Genomic DNA, 17,647 nt, shown 5'->3' with positions numbered 1-17,647 from the left:
TTTTCGCTTTCAGGGCCTGCGCGTTGTAGCCTTCCCCAAGTGCTGCGTGGGTCCGTTTTAATTTTCCAGCTGGCGCAGCCGGTACACCGATGCCGGCCCGAGCGGCCGGCTCGACAGGAGTTCGACATGTCTGAAGTACGTCATTCGCGCGTCATCATTCTCGGTTCCGGCCCTGCCGGATACAGCGCTGCGGTCTATGCGGCCCGCGCCAACCTCAAGCCGCTGCTGATCACCGGCATGCAGGCCGGCGGCCAGCTGACTACCACTACCGAAGTCGACAACTGGCCGGGCGACCCACACGGCCTGACCGGCCCGGCCCTGATGCAGCGCATGCAGGAACACGCCGAGCGCTTCGAAACCGAAATCGTCTTCGACCACATCAACGCCGTCGACTTGGCCAACAAGCCGTTCACCCTGCAGGGTGACAGCGGCAAGTACACCTGCGACGCACTGATCATCGCTACTGGTGCCAGCGCCCGCTACCTGGGCCTGCCGTCGGAAGAGGCCTTCATGGGCAAGGGCGTTTCGGCCTGCGCCACCTGCGACGGTTTCTTCTACCGCAACAAGCCAGTCGCCGTGGTTGGCGGCGGCAACACTGCCGTGGAAGAGGCGCTGTACCTGGCCAACATCGCCAGCAAGGTAACCCTGGTGCACCGCCGCGAGACCTTCCGCGCCGAGAAGATCCTGGTCGACAAACTCAACGCCCGTGTGGCCGAAGGCAAGATCGAGCTCAAGCTCAACGCCACCCTGGACGAAGTGTTGGGTGACAACATGGGTGTGACCGGTGCGCGCCTGAAGAACAACGACGGCAGCAGTGACGAAATCAAGGTCGACGGCGTATTCATTGCCATTGGCCACACCCCGAACACGTCGCTGTTCGAAGGCCAGCTGACCCTCAAGGACGGCTACCTGGTAGTCAACGGCGGCCGTGAAGGCAACGCCACCGCCACCAACGTTGAAGGTGTGTTCGCTGCGGGTGACGTGGCTGACCACGTTTACCGTCAGGCCATTACCTCGGCCGGCGCTGGCTGCATGGCGGCCCTTGACGTGGAGCGTTACCTGGACGGGCTGGCCAACGCCTCGTTCTGATCAGATAGCGCCCCAAAAAAACCGGCCGAAAGGCCGGTTTTTTATTGCCTGCGGTCAGCTCACAGGCTCAACCGCATGGACAGGTCCACGGCTTTCACATCCTTGGTCATGGCGCCAATCGAGATGTAGTCCACCCCAGTCTCGGCAATCACCCGCAAGGTCGTCTCGTTCACCCCGCCACTGGCCTCAAGCTTGGCTTTGCCAGCGGTAATGCGTACCGCTTCGCGCATTTCGTCCAGGTTCAGCTCGTCGAGCATGATGATATCCGCGCCAGCGGCCAGCGCCTCGCGCAGTTCATCCAGGCTTTCCACCTCGATTTCCACCGGCTTGCCCGGCGCAATGCGGTGCGCCGCTGCCACTGCCTGGGCTACGCCGCCGCTGGCGGCAATGTGGTTTTCCTTGATCAGGAAGGCGTCGTACAGGCCAATGCGGTGGTTGTCGCAACCGCCGCAGGTCACCGCGTACTTCTGCGCCAGGCGCAGGCCTGGCAGGGTTTTGCGGGTGTCCAGCAGGCGCACTTGCGTGCCTGCCACCAGGTCGGCGAGCGCGCGCGCGCGGGTGGCCACGCCCGACAGCAACTGCAGGAAGTTCAGCGCACTGCGTTCACCACTGAGCAGCGAGCGGGCCGGACCTTCCAGGTGGAACAGCGGCTGATTGGCAGTAGCCCGCTCACCGTCGGCCACCTGCCAGTGCACTGCAACGCGCGGGTCGAGCTGGCGAAACACGGCGTCGACCCAGGCAGTGCCGGCAATCACGCAGTCCTCGCGGGTGATGATGGTCGCCTTGGCCAGGCGCTCGGCCGGGATCAGCTGCGCGGTGATATCGCCACTGCCGATGTCCTCCAACAGTGCGCGGCGCACGTTGGCTTCGATTTCAGCGGTCAGGTCGGCAAGGCGTAGGTTCGGCATGGTCGGCTCCACAAGCAAGATGCCGGCGATTATAGGGCAGGGGCCAGATGTGTACAGCTGCCTGGGTTATGACCCTTGGTCGGTCTTGCTGAGCGATGACTGCAAATGAGGGCGTTGACCGCCCATGAATCGGCGCTGGCAGCTGTGAGATTTTTTACCGATAATGGCGACCAGTATTTGGCGTCATAGCTTTGACGATTTTCAGCCCTTTCGGGCATGACAACCTGCAAGGAGTCCAGGATGCAAAACGAAGGCAAGGTGGTGCCCCTGGCGGCAGCCATCGACCGAGGGGGGCGCACGCCTCTTCCTTGCCTTCCGGTATTGCTCCTGCAAGTGCGCGACAAGGCTGCGTTGCAACTGCGTCAGGGCTTGCAGGCGCTTTTCGACAATGCCGATGACACCTTGTTCGGAATGGCCGACAAGGCCGTGGACCGTTGTGACCAGAACCTGTATTTCGAGGCCATGCGCGATCTGCGTCTGAAGCGAAAAAGTATCGAACGCGGCTTCCTTGATACGTTTTATGACACCTATTCCCGCATCGGCCATGTCGACCTGCTGGCGCCTCTCGCCGAACCGGGCAACCTGCGCAACAAGATGCAACTCGAGCGGGCTGCGGCCATCGAATGCATGGTTGCGCGGGTGCTGTCGCGTGATGGCATTGCCCTGCAGCAACTGGGCCTGCGGTTGCAGGCCCTGCTCGATCGCCCCGTGCATGAGCAATGCAGCCCACTGGGCCCTGCCGCGCTGTGCGGCTACTTCCTCGAGGCTGGCCGGAACCTGGGGGTTGGCCTGAGGGTCAAACTGGTCCTGCTCAAGCTGTTCGAGCGTTATGTCTTGCGCGATCTGGACGTCATCTATGCCGAAGCCAATCAATTGCTGGCCGTCGCCGGTGTGCTGCCCGAGTTGCAACCGGCCCCGCGCCGTCGCGCCGACGATCAGCGCATGATGGCAAGCCAGCGGGTGGCAAGCCAAGGCCAGGGAGCGAGCGCAGATGCGGCAGGGCAGGCGTTCTTTGCCTCTTTGCAAACCTTGCTGGCCCCGGCGCGTGGGCAGTTCGCACCCCGATTGCAGGCGGTGGCTGCCGCCCAGTCCATCAGCACCGCAGACCTGGTCCGCCTGCTTTCGCATTTGCAGCACTACGTACCCGCTGCCGGCGAGGCTGAGGATTTTGAACTCGGCCAACAGCTTGAACAATTGCTGCTGAGGGTCAGCGTGCGCAGCGGCACCCGGCGGCGCATAGCCGTGGCCGACGAAGACACGATCAACCTGGTTGGCCTGCTGTTCGCCTGTATTCAGGGCGATCACAACCTGCCGGCCAGCCTGCGTGCGTTGATCGCGCGGTTGCATATCCCATTGTTAAAGGTGGCACTGCTGGACAAGGGGCTGTTCAGTCGGGCCAGCCACCCTGCACGCCGGCTGCTTAACGAAATCGCTCGCGCAGCTATTGGCTGGGAGTGCAGCGGCGAAGGTCTGCGCGACAGCCTGCACTTACGGGTAGAGCGCGTGGTCCAGCGCTTGATCAATGATTTTGCCGAAGATGTCGGCATTTTCACCGACCTGCTCGACGAGTTTCTTGCGTTCAGCCAGGAGGAGCGGCGGCGCAACGAGTTGCTTGAGCAGCGCACTCGCGACGCCGAAGAAGGACGCGCCCGTGCCCTGCAGGCCCGGCAGCAGGTGCAGCGGGTGCTCAACCAGCGCCTGCGGGGCCGGGTACTGCCTTTGGTGGTGGTGCAAATGCTGGTACAGGCCTGGAGCCAGGTGCTGCTGCTAGCCTGGCTCAAGCAAGGTGAGGCCTCCCAGGCTTGGCGGGATGCCCTGCACACGCTGGACACGCTATTGGCCAGCATCACCCCTGGGCATGAACCGCAAGCGCTGTTGCAGCAGGTACCTGGGCTGCTCAAGGCGCTGCGCGATGGGTTGGCCAGTGTGGCCCTGAATTCGGCGGCAACCCGCGAGTTCTTCCTGCAACTGGAGCAATTGCACTTGCGTGCCTGCACAGGCGCTGAGTTACCGGTTGGCCATGAGCAACCCTTGGCCGAAGTGCGGGTGGACGAAGATATTGTGCTGGCGATTGCCGAAGAACCGTCCTGCGCGCCGCTGCACGTTGCCGAAGGCCAGGCAGCCGCGTTGCGGCAGGTGCAGCGCTTGCGCATCGGTAACTGGGTCGAAGTACTTGATGACGACGAACCGTTGCGCTGCAAACTGGTGGCGCGTATCGGCAGCAGCGACAGGCTGGTGTTTGCCAACCGCACCGGCATGAAGGTGAGAGAGTGGAACGGTGCCGGCCTGGCCCAGGCGCTACAGCGAGGGGACGTGCGGCTGCTGGATGACGGGTTGTTGTTCGAGCGGGCGCTGGAAGCGGTGCTCGATGGGCTGCGGCAGCCACCGGTGAGGTAGGCGGCAACATTACAATCATTCACATGCAAACGGTGTTGGCGGCAGGGCATACTGTGGGTCTGTTCAAGGCGCTTTCAGGATTTGCCCCATGCAATTGGACCGTGCCACTGGCTGGTTCCACGGAATCGGAATCACCCACTGCCCCTCGCCGAACTTCAATGCCCGCCCCGAAGGCGAATCGGTTTCCCTGCTGGTGATCCACAACATCAGCCTGCCGCCGGCCTGTTTTGGTACCGGCAAGGTGCAGCAGTTCTTCCAGAACCGCCTGGACCCCAACGAACACCCTTATTTCGCCAGCATCAGCCACCTCACCGTTTCGGCGCACCTGTTCGTCGAGCGTGACGGCGCGGTGACCCAGTTCGTTTCGTTGCTCGAGCGTGCCTGGCACGCGGGTGTGTCGTGCTTCGACGGGCGTGAAGGCTGTAACGATTTTTCCATCGGCATAGAGCTGGAAGGCACCGACGACCTGCCCTATACCGATGCTCAGTACGCCGTGCTGGAGCAGCTTACCCGGCACATTCGTAGCGCCTGGCCGGCCATCGACCTGGGCCGTATTCAGGGCCACAGCGACATTGCCCCACAACGCAAGACCGACCCCGGCCCGTCTTTCGATTGGCCGCGCTACCGCGAAGCGTTGTTGCACAACGAGGACAAGGCATGAGTTTTCTGGTGTTGTTGCTGGCGCTGTGGGTCGAGAAGTTTTCGGCCCTGCGGCATCAAGTGCAGCGTGACGGGTTCTTCCTTGGCGAGCTGCTTCGCCTGGAGCGCAGCGGCAAGGTGCACCCCTGGTGGACGCTGGCCGTCGTGGTGCTGGCACCGGTAGCGCTGCTGGTGTTGCTGCTGCATGTGCTGGAACCGGTGGCCTATGGGCTTTTGGCCTTGCCGGTGCATTTGCTGGTGCTGGTCTACAGCCTGGGCCGTGGCGATGCCAAGGCGTCGTTGGGCCCGTTCCGTGATGCCTGGCGGCGGGGTGACGACCAAGCGACGCTGCATGTTGCAGAGCGCGACCTGGGCGTGGTGGCGGATGAGCCGCACAGCCTGTTGGTGCGCGTGCAGGGCAACTTGCTGTGGCAGGTGTACCAAGGGTTTTTTGCGGTGATCTTCTGGTATTTCGTGCTAGGCCCTGGTGCGGCGCTGGCTTATCGACTGGTGGCGCTGTGCGGCGAGCACAGCCAGCAGCCTGCGCTGAAGGCGCGTGCCGAACAGCTGCGGCACATCATGGACTGGCTACCGGTGCGCTTGATGGCAATGAGCTTTGCGCTGGTGGGCAACTTCCTCGCAGTGACCCGGGTGATGCTGCACGAGGTGCTCAACTGGCACATCAGCGCTGCACACCTGGTGGCGCGGGTGGGGCGTATTGCCGATGACATTCCCGAGGAAGAAGACAGTCAGCGTGGCCTGGGGCGGCTGGACAGCCTTTGGGAGCTGCTGCTGCGCTGTGCAGTGCTGTGGTATGCCGGGTTTGCGCTGTGGACCGTGCTGGTCTGACCTAGGGTCGCCTTGCTATTGGCGTCGCCTGGCAGATCGAGCGCCGCCCGGGCGGCGCTCGATCTGCCAGGCGCAGCAACTACAAAGGCCAGCACCAGCCAAACAATTCGCAAGCATTGCGGCTACTGGCCTGCGCCAGCGCCTCTACATCCACTCCCATCACCTGGGCCAGCGCCCCGGCAATGTCCAGCAGATGCTCCGGGCTGTTCCGTTGCCCCGCATACATCACCGGCGCCATATCCGGCGCATCGGTCTCCAGCACTACACTCTCCAGTGGCAGCCGCGCCAGCGTCTTGCGCAGCCGCAGCGCCTGTGGCCAGGTGCCGGCACCGCCAAGCCCAAGCCGAAAGCCCAGCTTGATATATTCACGCGCCTCTTCGTAACTGCCGGCAAACGCATGAATCACTCCCGCCCGCGCCGGCCTGTAGCGCTTGAGCGTGGCGATCACCTGGGCATGGCTGCGGCGTACGTGCAACAGCGCGGGCAGCTCGAAGTCGCAGGCCATTTGCAGTTGCGCTTCGAACAGGTCCTGTTGGCGCGTTTTGTCCAGGTCTTCGAGGTAGTAGTCCAGGCCAAACTCACCCACGGCGCAGAGCCGTGGGTCGCCGTGCAGGCGTTCCAGCCATTCGCGCAATTGCGTCAAATGCTCCGGGCGATGCTGGTCGAGGTACACCGGGTGCAGGCCCAGTGCCGCGAACAGGCGCTGATCGGCGCAGGCCAGGTCCCACACCCGTTGGAAATTTGCCTGGTAAACCCCCAGCACCACCATCCGTTCCACCCCGCGCGCCGCCGCGTTGGCCAACAGGCGCGGGCGATCGGCGTCGAACTCGGGGAAGTCCAGGTGGGTGTGGGTGTCGATCAGGCGCATGCTCAGGCTGCCGTGATGCGCTGCTTGAAGGTGCGGCCGACAGCATGCACGCCAGGTTCGTAGCGTTTTTCCTCGATTGCGGCCAGCGCCAGTTCCAGCGCAGTGGCGGCAATCAGGCCATGCTGCTGCGCCATGGCATTGACCGGTAGCGGCAGGAAGTCGAGCAACTGGTTGTCGCCAAAGGTGCCCAACTGCAGCTGGCGCGAGTCGGCAGGGCGCGCCTGCAATGTGTCGAACACCCCTTGCAGCAGCACGTACGAGGTGGTCACCAGGGCATCCGGCAGGCCGCCCAGGTCATTGATAAGCTGTTGCATCAGGCGCTGGCCGCACTCACGGCTGAATGCCTCTCCCTGGTAGCGACGCACATCACCGGCATAGCCTTGCAGGGCTTCGTCGAACCCGCCGGCACGTGCCTGGCTGACCGACAGCTCGGGGCGTGCGCCAATCAGGGCAATGCTGCGCGGGGCTGCGCTGAGCAGGCTGGCGGCCAGTTGGCGGCTGGCATCGCGGTCATCGCTGATAACCGAGCAGAAGTGCGCAGGGTCCAGGCGGCGGTCGATGGCTATCACCGGCAGGCCTTTGTCCTGCATTTCGCGGTAGCTGTCGTCTTCCGGCGGCAGGCAGCTGGCGACGAACAGGGCATCACAACGGCGCGCGCGGAACAGTTGCTGCAACTGGCGCTCGCTGTCGGGCTGGTCATCGCTGCTGGCGATAAGCAGCTGATAGCCACGGGCGCGGGCACCTTGTTCCAGCTGCTTGGCGATGCGGGCGTAGCTGGGGTTCTCCAGATCCGGGAGAATGAAGCCCAGGGTGCGCGTGTGCCGGCTGCGCAGGCCCGCAGCCTGCGGGTTGGGGGTAAAGCCGTGGGCTTCAACCACCGCGCGTACCCGTTCTACAGTGCTGTTACTGATGCGTTGCTGTTCAGCCTTGCCGTTGATGACGTAGCTGGCAGTGGTCACGGACACACCGGCCAGGCGGGCGATATCGCTGAGTTTCACCGAATTTTCCTTGTTATTTCCGGGGCTGGCTGTGAGGCCGGACCGGGTATTCTGACCCGGTACTGGCGCCATGCGCAGACGACCATTGTCGCAATTGTCCGACAGGATGGGGCTTTTTACCGGGCAGATTATCGAGTAACGTGGCCGCCTGGTCAGGTTAAACGTTTCAGCTGCCGAATTTTCTGCCTCGGCTGCCATCTGTGCAAGGCTGTTGAACTGGCCCTTCATGTGAATTTCACAACAATACTCCAGTACCCGACCGGGAACTGCAAAAGGAGAAGGTCATGCTCGAACTCGCCAAGGAGCAGATAGCCATGGGCCAGACGGCCGCCGACAAGGCCGAGGCGTTGCGCCTGCTGGCGGACCGGCTGGTCGCTGATGGCCTGGTTGCACAGGGGTACTTGCAAGGGCTGCAGGACCGCGAGGGGCAAGGCTCCACCTTCCTTGGCCAGGGCATCGCCATTCCCCATGGCACGCCGCAAACCCGTGACCTGGTTTATGCCACCGGCGTGCGCCTGCTGCAGTTTCCCGAGGGCGTAGACTGGGGCGATGGGCAAATGGTCTACCTGGCCATCGGCATAGCCGCCCGTTCCGACGAACACCTGCGCTTGCTGCAGCTGCTGACCCGCGCCTTGGGCGAAACCGACCTGGCCGAAGCGCTGCGCCGGGCCAGTTCCGCCGAAGCGCTGCTCAAGCTGCTGCAAGGCGCGCCACAGGAGCTGGCACTGGATGCACAACTGGTCGGCCTGAACCTGCCGGCTGAAGACTTTGACGAACTGGCCTGGCGCGGCGCCCGCCTGTTGCAGCGTGCCGACTGCGTCGACAGTGGTTTTGCCGCGGTGCTGCAGCAGGCCGAGCCGCTGCCGCTGGGCGAGGGCCTGTGGTGGCTGCACAGCGAGCGCCAGGTGCGCCAGCCGGGCCTGGCCTTCGTTACTCCACAGCAGCCCCTGCGTTATCGCGACCAGCCGCTCAATGGCCTGTTCTGCCTGGCCAGCCTTGGCGCCGCTCACCAGGCCCTGCTTGAGCGCCTGTGCGAAGTGCTGATCGAAGGCCGCGGGCAGATGCTCTATCAGGCCACCAGCAGCCGAGCTGTGCTGGCAGTGCTGGGGGGCGAGGCGCCGGCGGATTGGCCCAGCGCGCGCGTCGTGCTGGCCAACCCACATGGCTTGCATGCCCGCCCGGCCAAGGTGCTGGCGCAACTGGCCAAAGGCTTCGACGGGGAAATCCGTGTACGCCTGGTCGACAGCGCGCAGCCGGCGGTGTCGGTGAAGAGCCTGAGCAAGCTGCTCAGCCTTGGCGCCCGTCGTGGCCAGCTCCTGGAACTGGTGGCCGAGCCGGGTATTGCCGCCGACGCCTTGCCGGTGCTGTTGGCTGCCATTGAACAGGGCCTGGGTGAAGAGGTAGAGCCGCTGCCGCAGAGCATGGAGCCCATTGCCACTGTTGCGGCCCAGGTGCTGCAAGCCCCCGCCGCCGGTAGCCGTGTGCAGGGCGTGGGCGCTGCGCCCGGCATTGCCAGTGGACCTGCCCATGTGTGTGTCGAGCGCGAGTTCGACTACCCACTGCGCGGCGAATCCTGCGCCCAGGAACGGCAAAAGTTGCACCAGGCTTTGGCAACGGTGGCCAGCGAGCTTCAGGCGCTGGTACAGCGCAGCGACAAGGCCATTGGCGAGATATTCGTCACGCATCAGGAAATGCTCGCCGACCCGGCCTTGACCGATGATGTCGAGCAGCGCCTTGCCCAGGGGGAGAGCGCTGCGGCAGCGTGGATGGCCGTGATCGAGGCCGCGGCGCGCCAGCAAGAGGCGTTGCACGATGCCCTGCTGGCCGAGCGCGCCGCTGACTTGCGCGATGTTGGCCGCCGCGTGCTGGCGCAGTTGTGCGGTGTCCAGGCCCAGGCTGAGCCCGAGCAACCCTACGTACTGGTGATGACCGAAGTCGGCCCGTCCGATGTTGCCCGGCTGGACCCAGGCCGGGTCGCCGGTATCGTCACTGCTCAGGGTGGCGCCACTGCACACAGCGCCATTGTCGCCCGTGCCTTGGGCATCCCGGCTGTGGTGGGGGCGGGTGCGGCGATCTTGCTGCTGGAAGCAGGCACACCGTTACTGCTTGATGGCCAGCGCGGCGTGGTCAGCGTGGCACCGCCGGAGGATGAATTGCAGCGCGCCCTGGCCGAGCGAGATGCGCGCGAACAGCGTTTGCAGGCCGCCTGGGCCAACCGTTTTGAACCGGCCGTCACCCGCGATGGCCACGCCGTGGAGGTGTTCGCCAACATCGGTGAGAGCAGCGGTATCGCCAAGGTGGTGGAGCAGGGCGCCGAAGGTGTCGGCTTGCTGCGCACCGAACTGATTTTCATGGCCCACCCCCAGGCCCCGGACGTTTCCACCCAGGAGGCTGAGTACCGTCGCGTGCTCGATGGCCTGGACGGGCGACCGCTGGTGGTGCGCACCCTCGATGTCGGCGGCGACAAGCCGCTGCCGTACTGGCCGATTACCGCTGAGGAAAACCCGTTCCTCGGCGTGCGTGGCGTACGCCTGACCTTGCAACGGCCGCAAGTGATGGAGGACCAGCTGCGCGCCTTGCTCAGGGCTGCCGACCAGCGCCCGCTGCGCATCATGTTCCCCATGGTGGGCCAGGTGCATGAGTGGCGCGAGGCGCGGGCCATGGTCGAGCGCCTGCGGGCAGAAATTCCCGTGGCCGACCTGCAGCTGGGCATCATGGTCGAGGTGCCTTCGGCGGCCCTGTTGGCTGGGCAACTGGCGCGCGAAGTGGACTTCTTCAGTATCGGCACCAACGACCTGACCCAATACACCCTGGCCATCGACCGTGGCCACCCCAGCCTTTCGGCCCAGGCCGACGGCCTGCACCCGGCAGTATTGAGCCTGATCGACATGACCGTGCGCGCCGCCCATGCCCACGGCAAGTGGGTGGGCGTATGCGGTGAGCTGGCGGCAGATCCGCAGGCGGTGCCTGTGCTGCTCGGGCTGGACGTGGACGAACTCAGCGTGTCTGCGCGCAGCATTGCCGAAGTCAAGGCCCTGGTTCGCCAGGCCGATCATCAGACGGCCCGCGCCCTGGCGCGAGAGGCCCTGCAACAAGACAGCGCCGCAGCGGTTCGCGCGCTGGTGGAGCGTTACTGAATGGCCAAGATCCTTACCCTCACCCTGAACCCGGCGCTGGATATCACCATCGGCCTTGATACCCTGCGCCCGGGGCAGGTCAACCGCAGCCATGCACAGCAGAGCCACGCGGCGGGCAAAGGGCTGAACGTTGCCCAGGTACTGGCCGACCTGGGGCACCGCGTGACCGTTGGCGGTTTCCTCGGGCGCGATAACCTGCAGCCGTTTGAATCGTTGATTGAATGGCGTGGCTTTACCGACTGCTTTGTTCGCGTCCCCGGCGAAACCCGCAGCAACATCAAGCTGGTAGAAGCCGATGGCCGCGTGACTGACATCAATGGCCAAGGCCCCGAGGTCGACGAAGCGGCATGCATTGCCTTGATGCAGCGGCTGGAGCAGGTCGCCCCGGGGCACGATGCCGTGGTGGTGGCGGGCAGCCTGCCGCGAGGGATCAGCGCCGACTGGTTCCGCCAGTTGCTTGACCAGTTGAAGGCCCTTGGCCTCAAGGTGGCGCTGGACAGCAGCGGCGAAGCCCTGCGCGCCGGCCTGCAAAGCGCGCCCTGGCTGGTCAAACCCAATACCGAAGAACTTGGCGAAGTGCTTGGCCAGGCCGTGGATAACCCGGCGCAGCAACGCGTCGCCGCCGAGCAGTTGCTGGCCAGCGGCGTGGAACACGTGGTGGTGTCTGCCGGCGAGCAGGGCGTCAGCTGGTTCGCCCGCGACCTGGCCCTGCATGCCTGCCCGCCCAGCGTGCGGGTTGCCAGTACAGTGGGGGCGGGGGATTCGTTGGTGGCTGGCATGGTCCATGGCCTGCTGCAGGGCGAGGCGCCTGCGCAGACCTTGATCCGCGCCACCGCGATTGCCGCCCAGGCCGTCACCCAGGTTGGCTTCGGCATCCATGACCGTGAGCAACTGACGTGTCTGGAAGCTGCCGTGCAACTGACAGAACAACAAGAGGGTTGCCGATGAACATTGCCATTGTCACCGCCTGCCCCAACGGCCAGGTGTCGAGCGTGCTGAGCGCGCGCTTGCTGTCTGCCGCTGCCCAGCGGCGCGGCTGGAGCACCCGTGTAGAAGTGCAGGATGCCGGGCACCCCGAACGGCAACTGAGTGCCGCGCAGATCGCCGAGGCCGACTGGGTGCTGGTGGTCAGCACCGGCCCGGTGGACCTGGCCCGCTTCGTCAGCAAGCGGGTTTACCAGAGCACGCCCGCCCAGGCACTGGCCGACCGCGAGGGCTTCCTCGATGAAGCGGCGGCCAACGCCCAACCGCTGTTGGCCGCAGCAGGTGCACCGCCCGAGGTTGGCAGCACGGGCGCACGCATTGTCGCGGTCACCGCCTGCCCGACGGGCGTCGCGCACACGTTCATGGCGGCGGAGGCCTTGCAGCAAGCCGCGCAACTAATGGGTTATCAGCTCACGGTCGAGACCCAAGGCTCGGTCGGTGCGCGTAACCCGTTGTCTGCCCAGGCCATTGCTGAAGCGGATGTGGTGCTGCTAGCTGCTGACATTGAAGTGCCGACCGCGCGGTTTGCCGGCAAGCGCATCTACCGATGCGGCACCGGCATTGCACTCAAGCAGGCACGTGCCACCCTGGACAAGGCCCTGGCCGAAGCCAAGGTGGAAAACAGCGCCGATGCCGCAGCGGTTGCTACCACGGCGAAGGGTGAAAAGACCGGTGTGTACAAGCACCTGCTCACCGGCGTGTCGTTCATGCTGCCCATGGTGGTGGCTGGCGGCCTGCTGATTGCGCTGTCGTTCGTGTTCGGTATTGAGGCCTACAAACAGCCGGGCACCTTGCCGGCTGCGTTGATGCAGATAGGCGGTGAGGCGGCGTTCAAGCTTATGGTGCCGCTGCTGGCCGGCTACATCGCCTGGTCCATCGCCGACCGCCCGGGGCTTGCGCCGGGCATGATCGGTGGCCTGCTGGCCAGTACCTTGGGGGCCGGCTTCATCGGTGGCATTGTCGCCGGCTTCATTGCCGGTTACAGCGCCAAGGCCATTGCCCGCTGGGCACGCTTGCCCAGCAGCCTGGAAGCGCTCAAGCCGATCTTGATCATTCCGCTGCTGGCCAGCCTGGTCACCGGCCTGGTGATGATCTACGTGGTCGGCCAGCCGGTGGCAGCCATGCTCGAAGGCCTCACGCACTTCCTCGACAGCATGGGCACCACCAATGCCATTCTGCTGGGGCTGTTGCTGGGCGGCATGATGTGTGTCGACCTGGGCGGGCCGATCAACAAGGCCGCCTACGCCTTCTCGGTGGGGCTGCTGGCATCGTCGAGCTACGCGCCGATGGCGGCGACCATGGCCGCTGGCATGGTGCCGCCGATCGGCCTGGGTATCGCCACCTTCCTGGCCCGGCGCAAGTTCGCCCAGAGTGAGCGCGAGGCGGGCAAGGCCGCATTGGCCCTGGGGCTTTGTTTCATTTCCGAAGGGGCTATTCCGTTTGCTGCCAAAGACCCGCTGCGGGTGATCCCCGCCAGCGTGGCCGGCGGTGCGCTGACCGGGGCATTGTCGATGTACTTCGGTTGCAAGCTGATGGCGCCGCATGGCGGCTTGTTCGTGCTGCTGATCCCCAATGCCATCAACCATGCCTTGCTGTATTTGTTGGCTATCGTCGCGGGTAGCCTGGTGACGGCGGTGGTGTATGCAGTGATCAAGAAGAGCGAGCGGGTAGAGTTGGCCGTGGCGCCCGTCAAAGGCTAGCGACTTCTGTAGCCTTTACTGGCCTCTTCGCGGGCACGCCCGCTCCCACAGGTTCCTGCACATTTCGAGATCATGCAGACCTGTGGGAGCGGGCATGCCCGCGAAGAGGCCGGAGCAGGTCAACGCCCATGCTTGTTGCGCAACGGTACCAGCAGATCCCCCAGCCCGTTGTGGTCGATTTCATGCATCAACGCCAGCAACCCGCCCAGCTCACCCGTGGGGAAACCCTTGCGCGCAAACCACGCCAGGTAGTCCCCCGGCAGGTCGGCAATGATGCGCCCTTGGTACTTGCCGAACGGCATGCTGCGGGTCACCAGCAATTCGAGCATTTCCGGCTTCATCTTCGGCGCGCCTTGAGTGGAAAAGTGCCGACCATACTGCAATCTGCACGAAGCCCCAAGCGGCGATCATGCAGAACGCCGGTATCAGCCATTCTTGAATATTAGATAAGTAATTGAAAAACAAAGGATTTATTTTACTCGAAAGCATGGCACGAACGCTGCAACTCTGTAGATGACTATCACCTGCCAAGGAGTTCGACCATGAGCAACCCCAACAAAGACGTGATTGACGTACTCAACGACCTGATCGAATACAGCAAGGATGGCGAGAAAGGATTCAAAGCCTCGGCCGATGATGTGAAGAATCCCGAGCTCAAAGCGTTCTTCGTTCAGCGTGCCGGTGAATGCGCCAACGCTGCCGGCGAACTGCAAAGCGAAGTGCGCCGGCTGGGCGGCGACCCGGAAACATCCACCAGCATCAGCGGCGACTTGCATCGCGGCTGGGTGAACCTGAAGTCGCTGGTCACCGGCAAGGACGAAGAAGCGGTGCTGAACGAGGTTGAACGCGGTGAAGACCACGCCCTCAAAGCCTACAAGGAAGCCCGCGAGAAGCTGGTAAAGCTGGGCCGCAGCGCCAGTGACATGACCTATGGCCTGGTGGAAAAACAGCTGCAAGGCGTGCAGCGCAACCATGACCAGGTCAAAGCCCTGCGCAACGCCGCCCGCGCCCGCTCTTAAGCGTCGGGCCCCTCTACCCGGTTGCGGCCCTTGGCCTTGGCCCGGTAGAGGGCTTCGTCCGCAGCGCCCAGCACACTGCTCAGTTCGTGCTGGGTGCCGGACAGGCCGATGCCGATGCTCACTGTTACCGCGTGGGCGTCATCGGCAAAAGGTGCCAGCGCTTCTACACTTGTACGAATGCGCTCGGCCAGCAGCCGCGCGCCGGCCAGATCGGTTTCCGGCAGCACCACCTGAAACTCCTCCCCACCATAACGAGCAGCCAGATCTGCCGGCCGGCGGATGCTCGCCTCGATGGTCTTGGCTACCTCCCGCAACGCGTGGTCGCCGCCGGCATGCCCATGGCGCTGGTTGAACGCCTTGAAATGGTCCACATCCACCATCAGTACCGCCAGCGGCTTGCCATTGCGCTGCGCACGCGCCCACTCCTGGCGCAGCACCTGGTCCAGACGGCGACGGTTGGCCAGGCCGGTCAGGCTATCAGTGGCGGCCAACGTTGCCAGACCTTGTTCGGCCTCTTGGCGGCGGCGCAGTTCGCGGCCCAGGAGCAGGGTAAGCCAGAGGATGCCCACGCACAGCACGCCGGTGGCGACGCTGACCAGAACCGCAGTGCGGCGCCAGGACTGGAACACCTCGTCGGCCGAGTGCACCACCAGCACGATCAGTGGCAGCTGCGCGACCCGGGCGAAGGTGTAGATCTGCGGATTGCCGTTGCTGCCAGAGCGGGCAGTGAAGTTACCGCTCTGTTCGCTGAGAATGCGCTTGAAGTTGGGCCGCTCGGCATAGTTGGAACCGATCAGCGGGTCTTGCGGGCGTGAGGGCTGACGGGCGAGGAGCTGCCCATCGGTATTGAACAGGTTGATGCTGCTGTCGGCGCCGATGTCCAGGCGCTGGAACAGCTCACTGAAATACGACAGGCGCAATGCGCCTGCTGCCAGTCCGGCAAACTCGCCATCGGGGCCGGAGATACGCCGGCTGAAGCTGATACACCAGTCCAGGTCGCCGAGCTTGGCCTTGAATGGCGGGCCTACCAGCAAGCCCAGATTGGCGTTGGCCTGGTGTGCCTTGAACACCCCGGTTTCGCCAAAGTTGGCCTTGCGCGGCACACTGCTGGTGGAGTCGCCCACCACATTGCCTTGCTTGTCCAGCCACAGCACGTCGCCGCGTTTGCGGTCGACGAAGGCTTCATTGAACAGCAGGCGTTGGCGCAGCGGGCCGGGTATTTCCGGCAGCTCTTTGCGCCCGACGGCCCAGATCAGGCCCTGCAGTGACTGGTCGTAGAGTTCGGCGTTGCGCAGGATGTCGCTTTCGATCAGCTGGACAATGTTGCTTGACGAGCGAATGGCTGACAGCTCGACGCTGTCACGTTCACGCGCCAGCAGGAAGCTGACGATGGCCACGATGGCGAGCACGGCAAGGCAACTGCCCAGGTTGAGGGCCAGCTCGGGGTGCGACCTGAGAAATGCGAAACGCGGTAATCGGGTGGGCATGCTCGCTACTGCGTGGGCAGGGCCATTCGCGGCGGCGATATTCTAGGGAAGCAGTGATTGTCGGACAAGATTTGTCCGACGGAATCACGTCTGGGGCTGCTGCGCAGCCCTTTGCCGGCAAGCCAGCTCCCACAGGTACAGCAACAGGCTTAGCGGTTATGCAGTACCTGTGGGAGCTGGCTTGCCGGCGATCGAGGGCGCAGCCCTCGCTAGCGGTCCTGGATCAGAACACGTTCAGTGGGTAGTCGACGATCACCCGCACTTCATCGTTGTCGCTGTTGCTGTCGATCGACGCATACCCCTGGCTGCCACGGTGAGTGGCATAGCGCACCAGTACCGACAGGTCCTTCAGGTCACCCTCCTGGAACACGTACTTCACGTCCAGGTCACGTTCCCAGTGCATGGCGTTCTTGCCATCTTCACGGTAGTAGTCGTAGTGGCTGGTGTCCTGGGTGGCTTTGGTCAGATCGGCCTCGCCGCGCGAGTACGACAGCGAGGTGGTCAGGCCAGGCACGCCTACTCCGGCGAAGTCATAGTCGTACTGCAGCTTCCACGAGCGCTCGTTTGGCGCGTTGAAGTCCGAGTACATGCGCGAGTTGTCCAGGTACACGCTGTCGCCCAGGTTGATGTAGTCGAATGGCGTATTGCCATTGACCCGCTGGTAGGCGGCGGTGACGCTGTGGAAGCCCGCATTGACGGTGAAGTGCACGCTGTAGGTGTTGTTGTCGATCTTGCCCAGCAGGGCCTGGCCGGTGTCCTGCGTGTGGTAGAAGTGCACGCCCGGGTTCAGGCTGACCAGGTCGTTGACCACGTAGGTGTAGTCGAAGTCCGCGTAGTACTGGTTCCAGATGTCCTTCAGCTCGGCGGCGTAAAGGTTGCTGGTGATGTTCTCGGTACCGCTCCATGACGCGCCGGCCCAGTTCAGGTGCTTGCTCTTGTCGTGCTCGTCCAGCGAACCGTAGTAGGTGTCGATGCGGCGGTGGCCGCTCTGGTTGTACGGGTGGGTAAAGCTCACCTGGCCGCCTTCGAGCAGCAGGCCGTCGATGCTGGTGTTGGTCAGGCTCACACCACGGAAGGTCTGCGGCAGCATGCGGGTTTCGCCGCCCGCGATCACCGGGTTGGTGAGGAACAGGTCACCGGCTTTCAGCTCGGTGTCGAATGCCTTGAGCTTGACCGCAGCACCGGCAGTGGAGAACGAATGCGGGGCAGCGCCCAGCTCACCGTCGTCCTTGATGTGCTCGGGCAGGATGCTGGTGCCGGCATGGCCGCCACCGCCGTCCAACTTGAGGCCCAGCATGGCGTGGGCATCCAGGCCGAAGCCGATTACGCCTGGGGTGTAGCCCGACTCGAAGCGCGCAACCGCGCCCTGGCCCCACTCGCGGGTGTCACGCACGCCAGCGTTGTGGTTGTCGCGGTTGAAGTAGGCATTACGAAAGTGCAGGTTGAAGGACGACCCTTCAATGAAGCCATCAGCCTTGTCTTCATCTGCCTGGGCGGCGACAGGGATCGTTGCAGTCAACGCAATGAACAGCGGGGTAAAGCGAAACGCGGAAGGCACCGGTACTAGCTCCT

Annotated in this window: 14 protein-coding genes; 8 read left to right on the top strand and 6 right to left on the bottom strand. The window is 64.1% G+C overall.

The window, feature by feature from the left end; all coding sequences use genetic code 11:
• Positions 1-126 precede the first annotated feature (126 nt).
• Positions 127-1,089 (top strand): thioredoxin-disulfide reductase, encoded by a 963-nt coding sequence (trxB, locus tag CKW35_RS10385; protein ID WP_016484911.1) that lies wholly within the window; start codon positions 127-129, stop codon positions 1,087-1,089.
• 59 nt (positions 1,090-1,148) lie between these two features.
• Here the strand turns inward: trxB and nadC are convergent, their stop codons facing one another.
• Positions 1,149-1,997, bottom strand: a complete 849-nt coding sequence (nadC, locus tag CKW35_RS10380; protein WP_016484912.1) for a carboxylating nicotinate-nucleotide diphosphorylase — start codon at positions 1,995-1,997, stop codon at positions 1,149-1,151.
• Positions 1,998-2,237: 240 nt separating this feature from the next.
• Here nadC and CKW35_RS10375 point away from each other — a divergent pair, with 240 nt between their 5' ends.
• From CKW35_RS10375 to ampE, 3 genes are all read left to right on the top strand, one after another.
• Positions 2,238-4,394, top strand: coding sequence for a DUF1631 domain-containing protein (locus CKW35_RS10375; RefSeq protein ID WP_095115849.1), 2,157 nt, complete (start codon positions 2,238-2,240; stop codon positions 4,392-4,394).
• An 88-nt stretch (positions 4,395-4,482) separates the two neighbouring features.
• Positions 4,483-5,055, top strand: a complete 573-nt coding sequence (gene ampD / locus CKW35_RS10370; protein WP_016484915.1) for a 1,6-anhydro-N-acetylmuramyl-L-alanine amidase AmpD — start codon at positions 4,483-4,485, stop codon at positions 5,053-5,055.
• Positions 5,052-5,882: a regulatory signaling modulator protein AmpE gene (ampE, locus tag CKW35_RS10365; protein WP_024717666.1), complete on the top strand. Its 831-nt coding sequence runs from the start codon at positions 5,052-5,054 to the stop codon at positions 5,880-5,882. Before ampD ends, ampE begins: the two co-directional genes overlap by 4 nt.
• A gap of 79 nt (positions 5,883-5,961) precedes the next feature.
• Here the strand turns inward: ampE and CKW35_RS10360 are convergent, their stop codons facing one another.
• Positions 5,962-6,750 carry a TatD family hydrolase gene (locus CKW35_RS10360; RefSeq protein WP_095115847.1) on the bottom strand — a complete coding sequence of 263 codons (789 nt, stop codon included), beginning with the start codon at positions 6,748-6,750 and terminating at the stop codon, positions 5,962-5,964.
• A gap of 2 nt (positions 6,751-6,752) precedes the next feature.
• Positions 6,753-7,748: a catabolite repressor/activator gene (cra, locus tag CKW35_RS10355; RefSeq protein WP_024717667.1), complete on the bottom strand. Its 996-nt coding sequence runs from the start codon at positions 7,746-7,748 to the stop codon at positions 6,753-6,755.
• Positions 7,749-8,032: 284 nt separating this feature from the next.
• Here cra and ptsP point away from each other — a divergent pair, with 284 nt between their 5' ends.
• Genes ptsP through CKW35_RS10340 form a run of 3 tightly spaced genes read left to right on the top strand, consistent with a single transcriptional unit; the run spans position 8,033 to position 13,569 of the window.
• Positions 8,033-10,885, top strand: coding sequence for a phosphoenolpyruvate--protein phosphotransferase (gene ptsP, locus CKW35_RS10350; protein WP_095115845.1), 2,853 nt, complete (start codon positions 8,033-8,035; stop codon positions 10,883-10,885).
• Positions 10,886-11,833 (top strand): 1-phosphofructokinase, encoded by a 948-nt coding sequence (gene pfkB / locus CKW35_RS10345; protein WP_060517667.1) that lies wholly within the window; start codon positions 10,886-10,888, stop codon positions 11,831-11,833. It begins immediately after the preceding gene.
• A complete protein-coding gene (locus tag CKW35_RS10340) occupies positions 11,830-13,569 on the top strand; it encodes a PTS fructose-like transporter subunit IIB (protein WP_095115843.1) in 1,740 nt (579 codons plus the stop codon). The genes pfkB and CKW35_RS10340 overlap by 4 nt, the downstream gene beginning before the upstream one ends.
• Positions 13,570-13,688: 119 nt before the next feature.
• Here CKW35_RS10340 and CKW35_RS10335 read toward each other — a convergent pair whose 3' ends face one another.
• Positions 13,689-13,910 carry a DUF3820 family protein gene (locus CKW35_RS10335; RefSeq protein WP_016484922.1) on the bottom strand — a complete coding sequence of 74 codons (222 nt, stop codon included), beginning with the start codon at positions 13,908-13,910 and terminating at the stop codon, positions 13,689-13,691.
• Between the two features lie 201 nt (positions 13,911-14,111).
• Here CKW35_RS10335 and CKW35_RS10330 point away from each other — a divergent pair, with 201 nt between their 5' ends.
• On the top strand, positions 14,112-14,588 hold the full coding sequence (locus CKW35_RS10330) for a PA2169 family four-helix-bundle protein (RefSeq protein ID WP_016484923.1): 477 nt from the start codon (positions 14,112-14,114) through the stop codon (positions 14,586-14,588).
• Here the strand turns inward: CKW35_RS10330 and CKW35_RS10325 are convergent.
• Both CKW35_RS10325 and CKW35_RS10320 read right to left on the bottom strand, forming a co-directional pair.
• Complete coding sequence (locus tag CKW35_RS10325) at positions 14,585-16,075, bottom strand: sensor domain-containing diguanylate cyclase (protein ID WP_016484924.1); 1,491 nt, start codon at positions 16,073-16,075, stop codon at positions 14,585-14,587. The two genes, CKW35_RS10330 and CKW35_RS10325, sit on opposite strands and share 4 nt — an antisense overlap.
• A gap of 223 nt (positions 16,076-16,298) precedes the next feature.
• On the bottom strand, positions 16,299-17,633 hold the full coding sequence (locus CKW35_RS10320) for an OprD family porin (protein ID WP_016484925.1): 1,335 nt from the start codon (positions 17,631-17,633) through the stop codon (positions 16,299-16,301).
• Positions 17,634-17,647 lie beyond the last annotated feature (14 nt).

This window comes from Pseudomonas sp. Irchel 3F3, assembly GCF_900187545.1.
Lineage (GTDB): Bacteria > Pseudomonadota > Gammaproteobacteria > Pseudomonadales > Pseudomonadaceae > Aquipseudomonas > Aquipseudomonas fortuita.
Note: the sequence above shows the minus strand (reverse complement) of the source record. Positions and strands in the feature narration are given on the sequence as shown.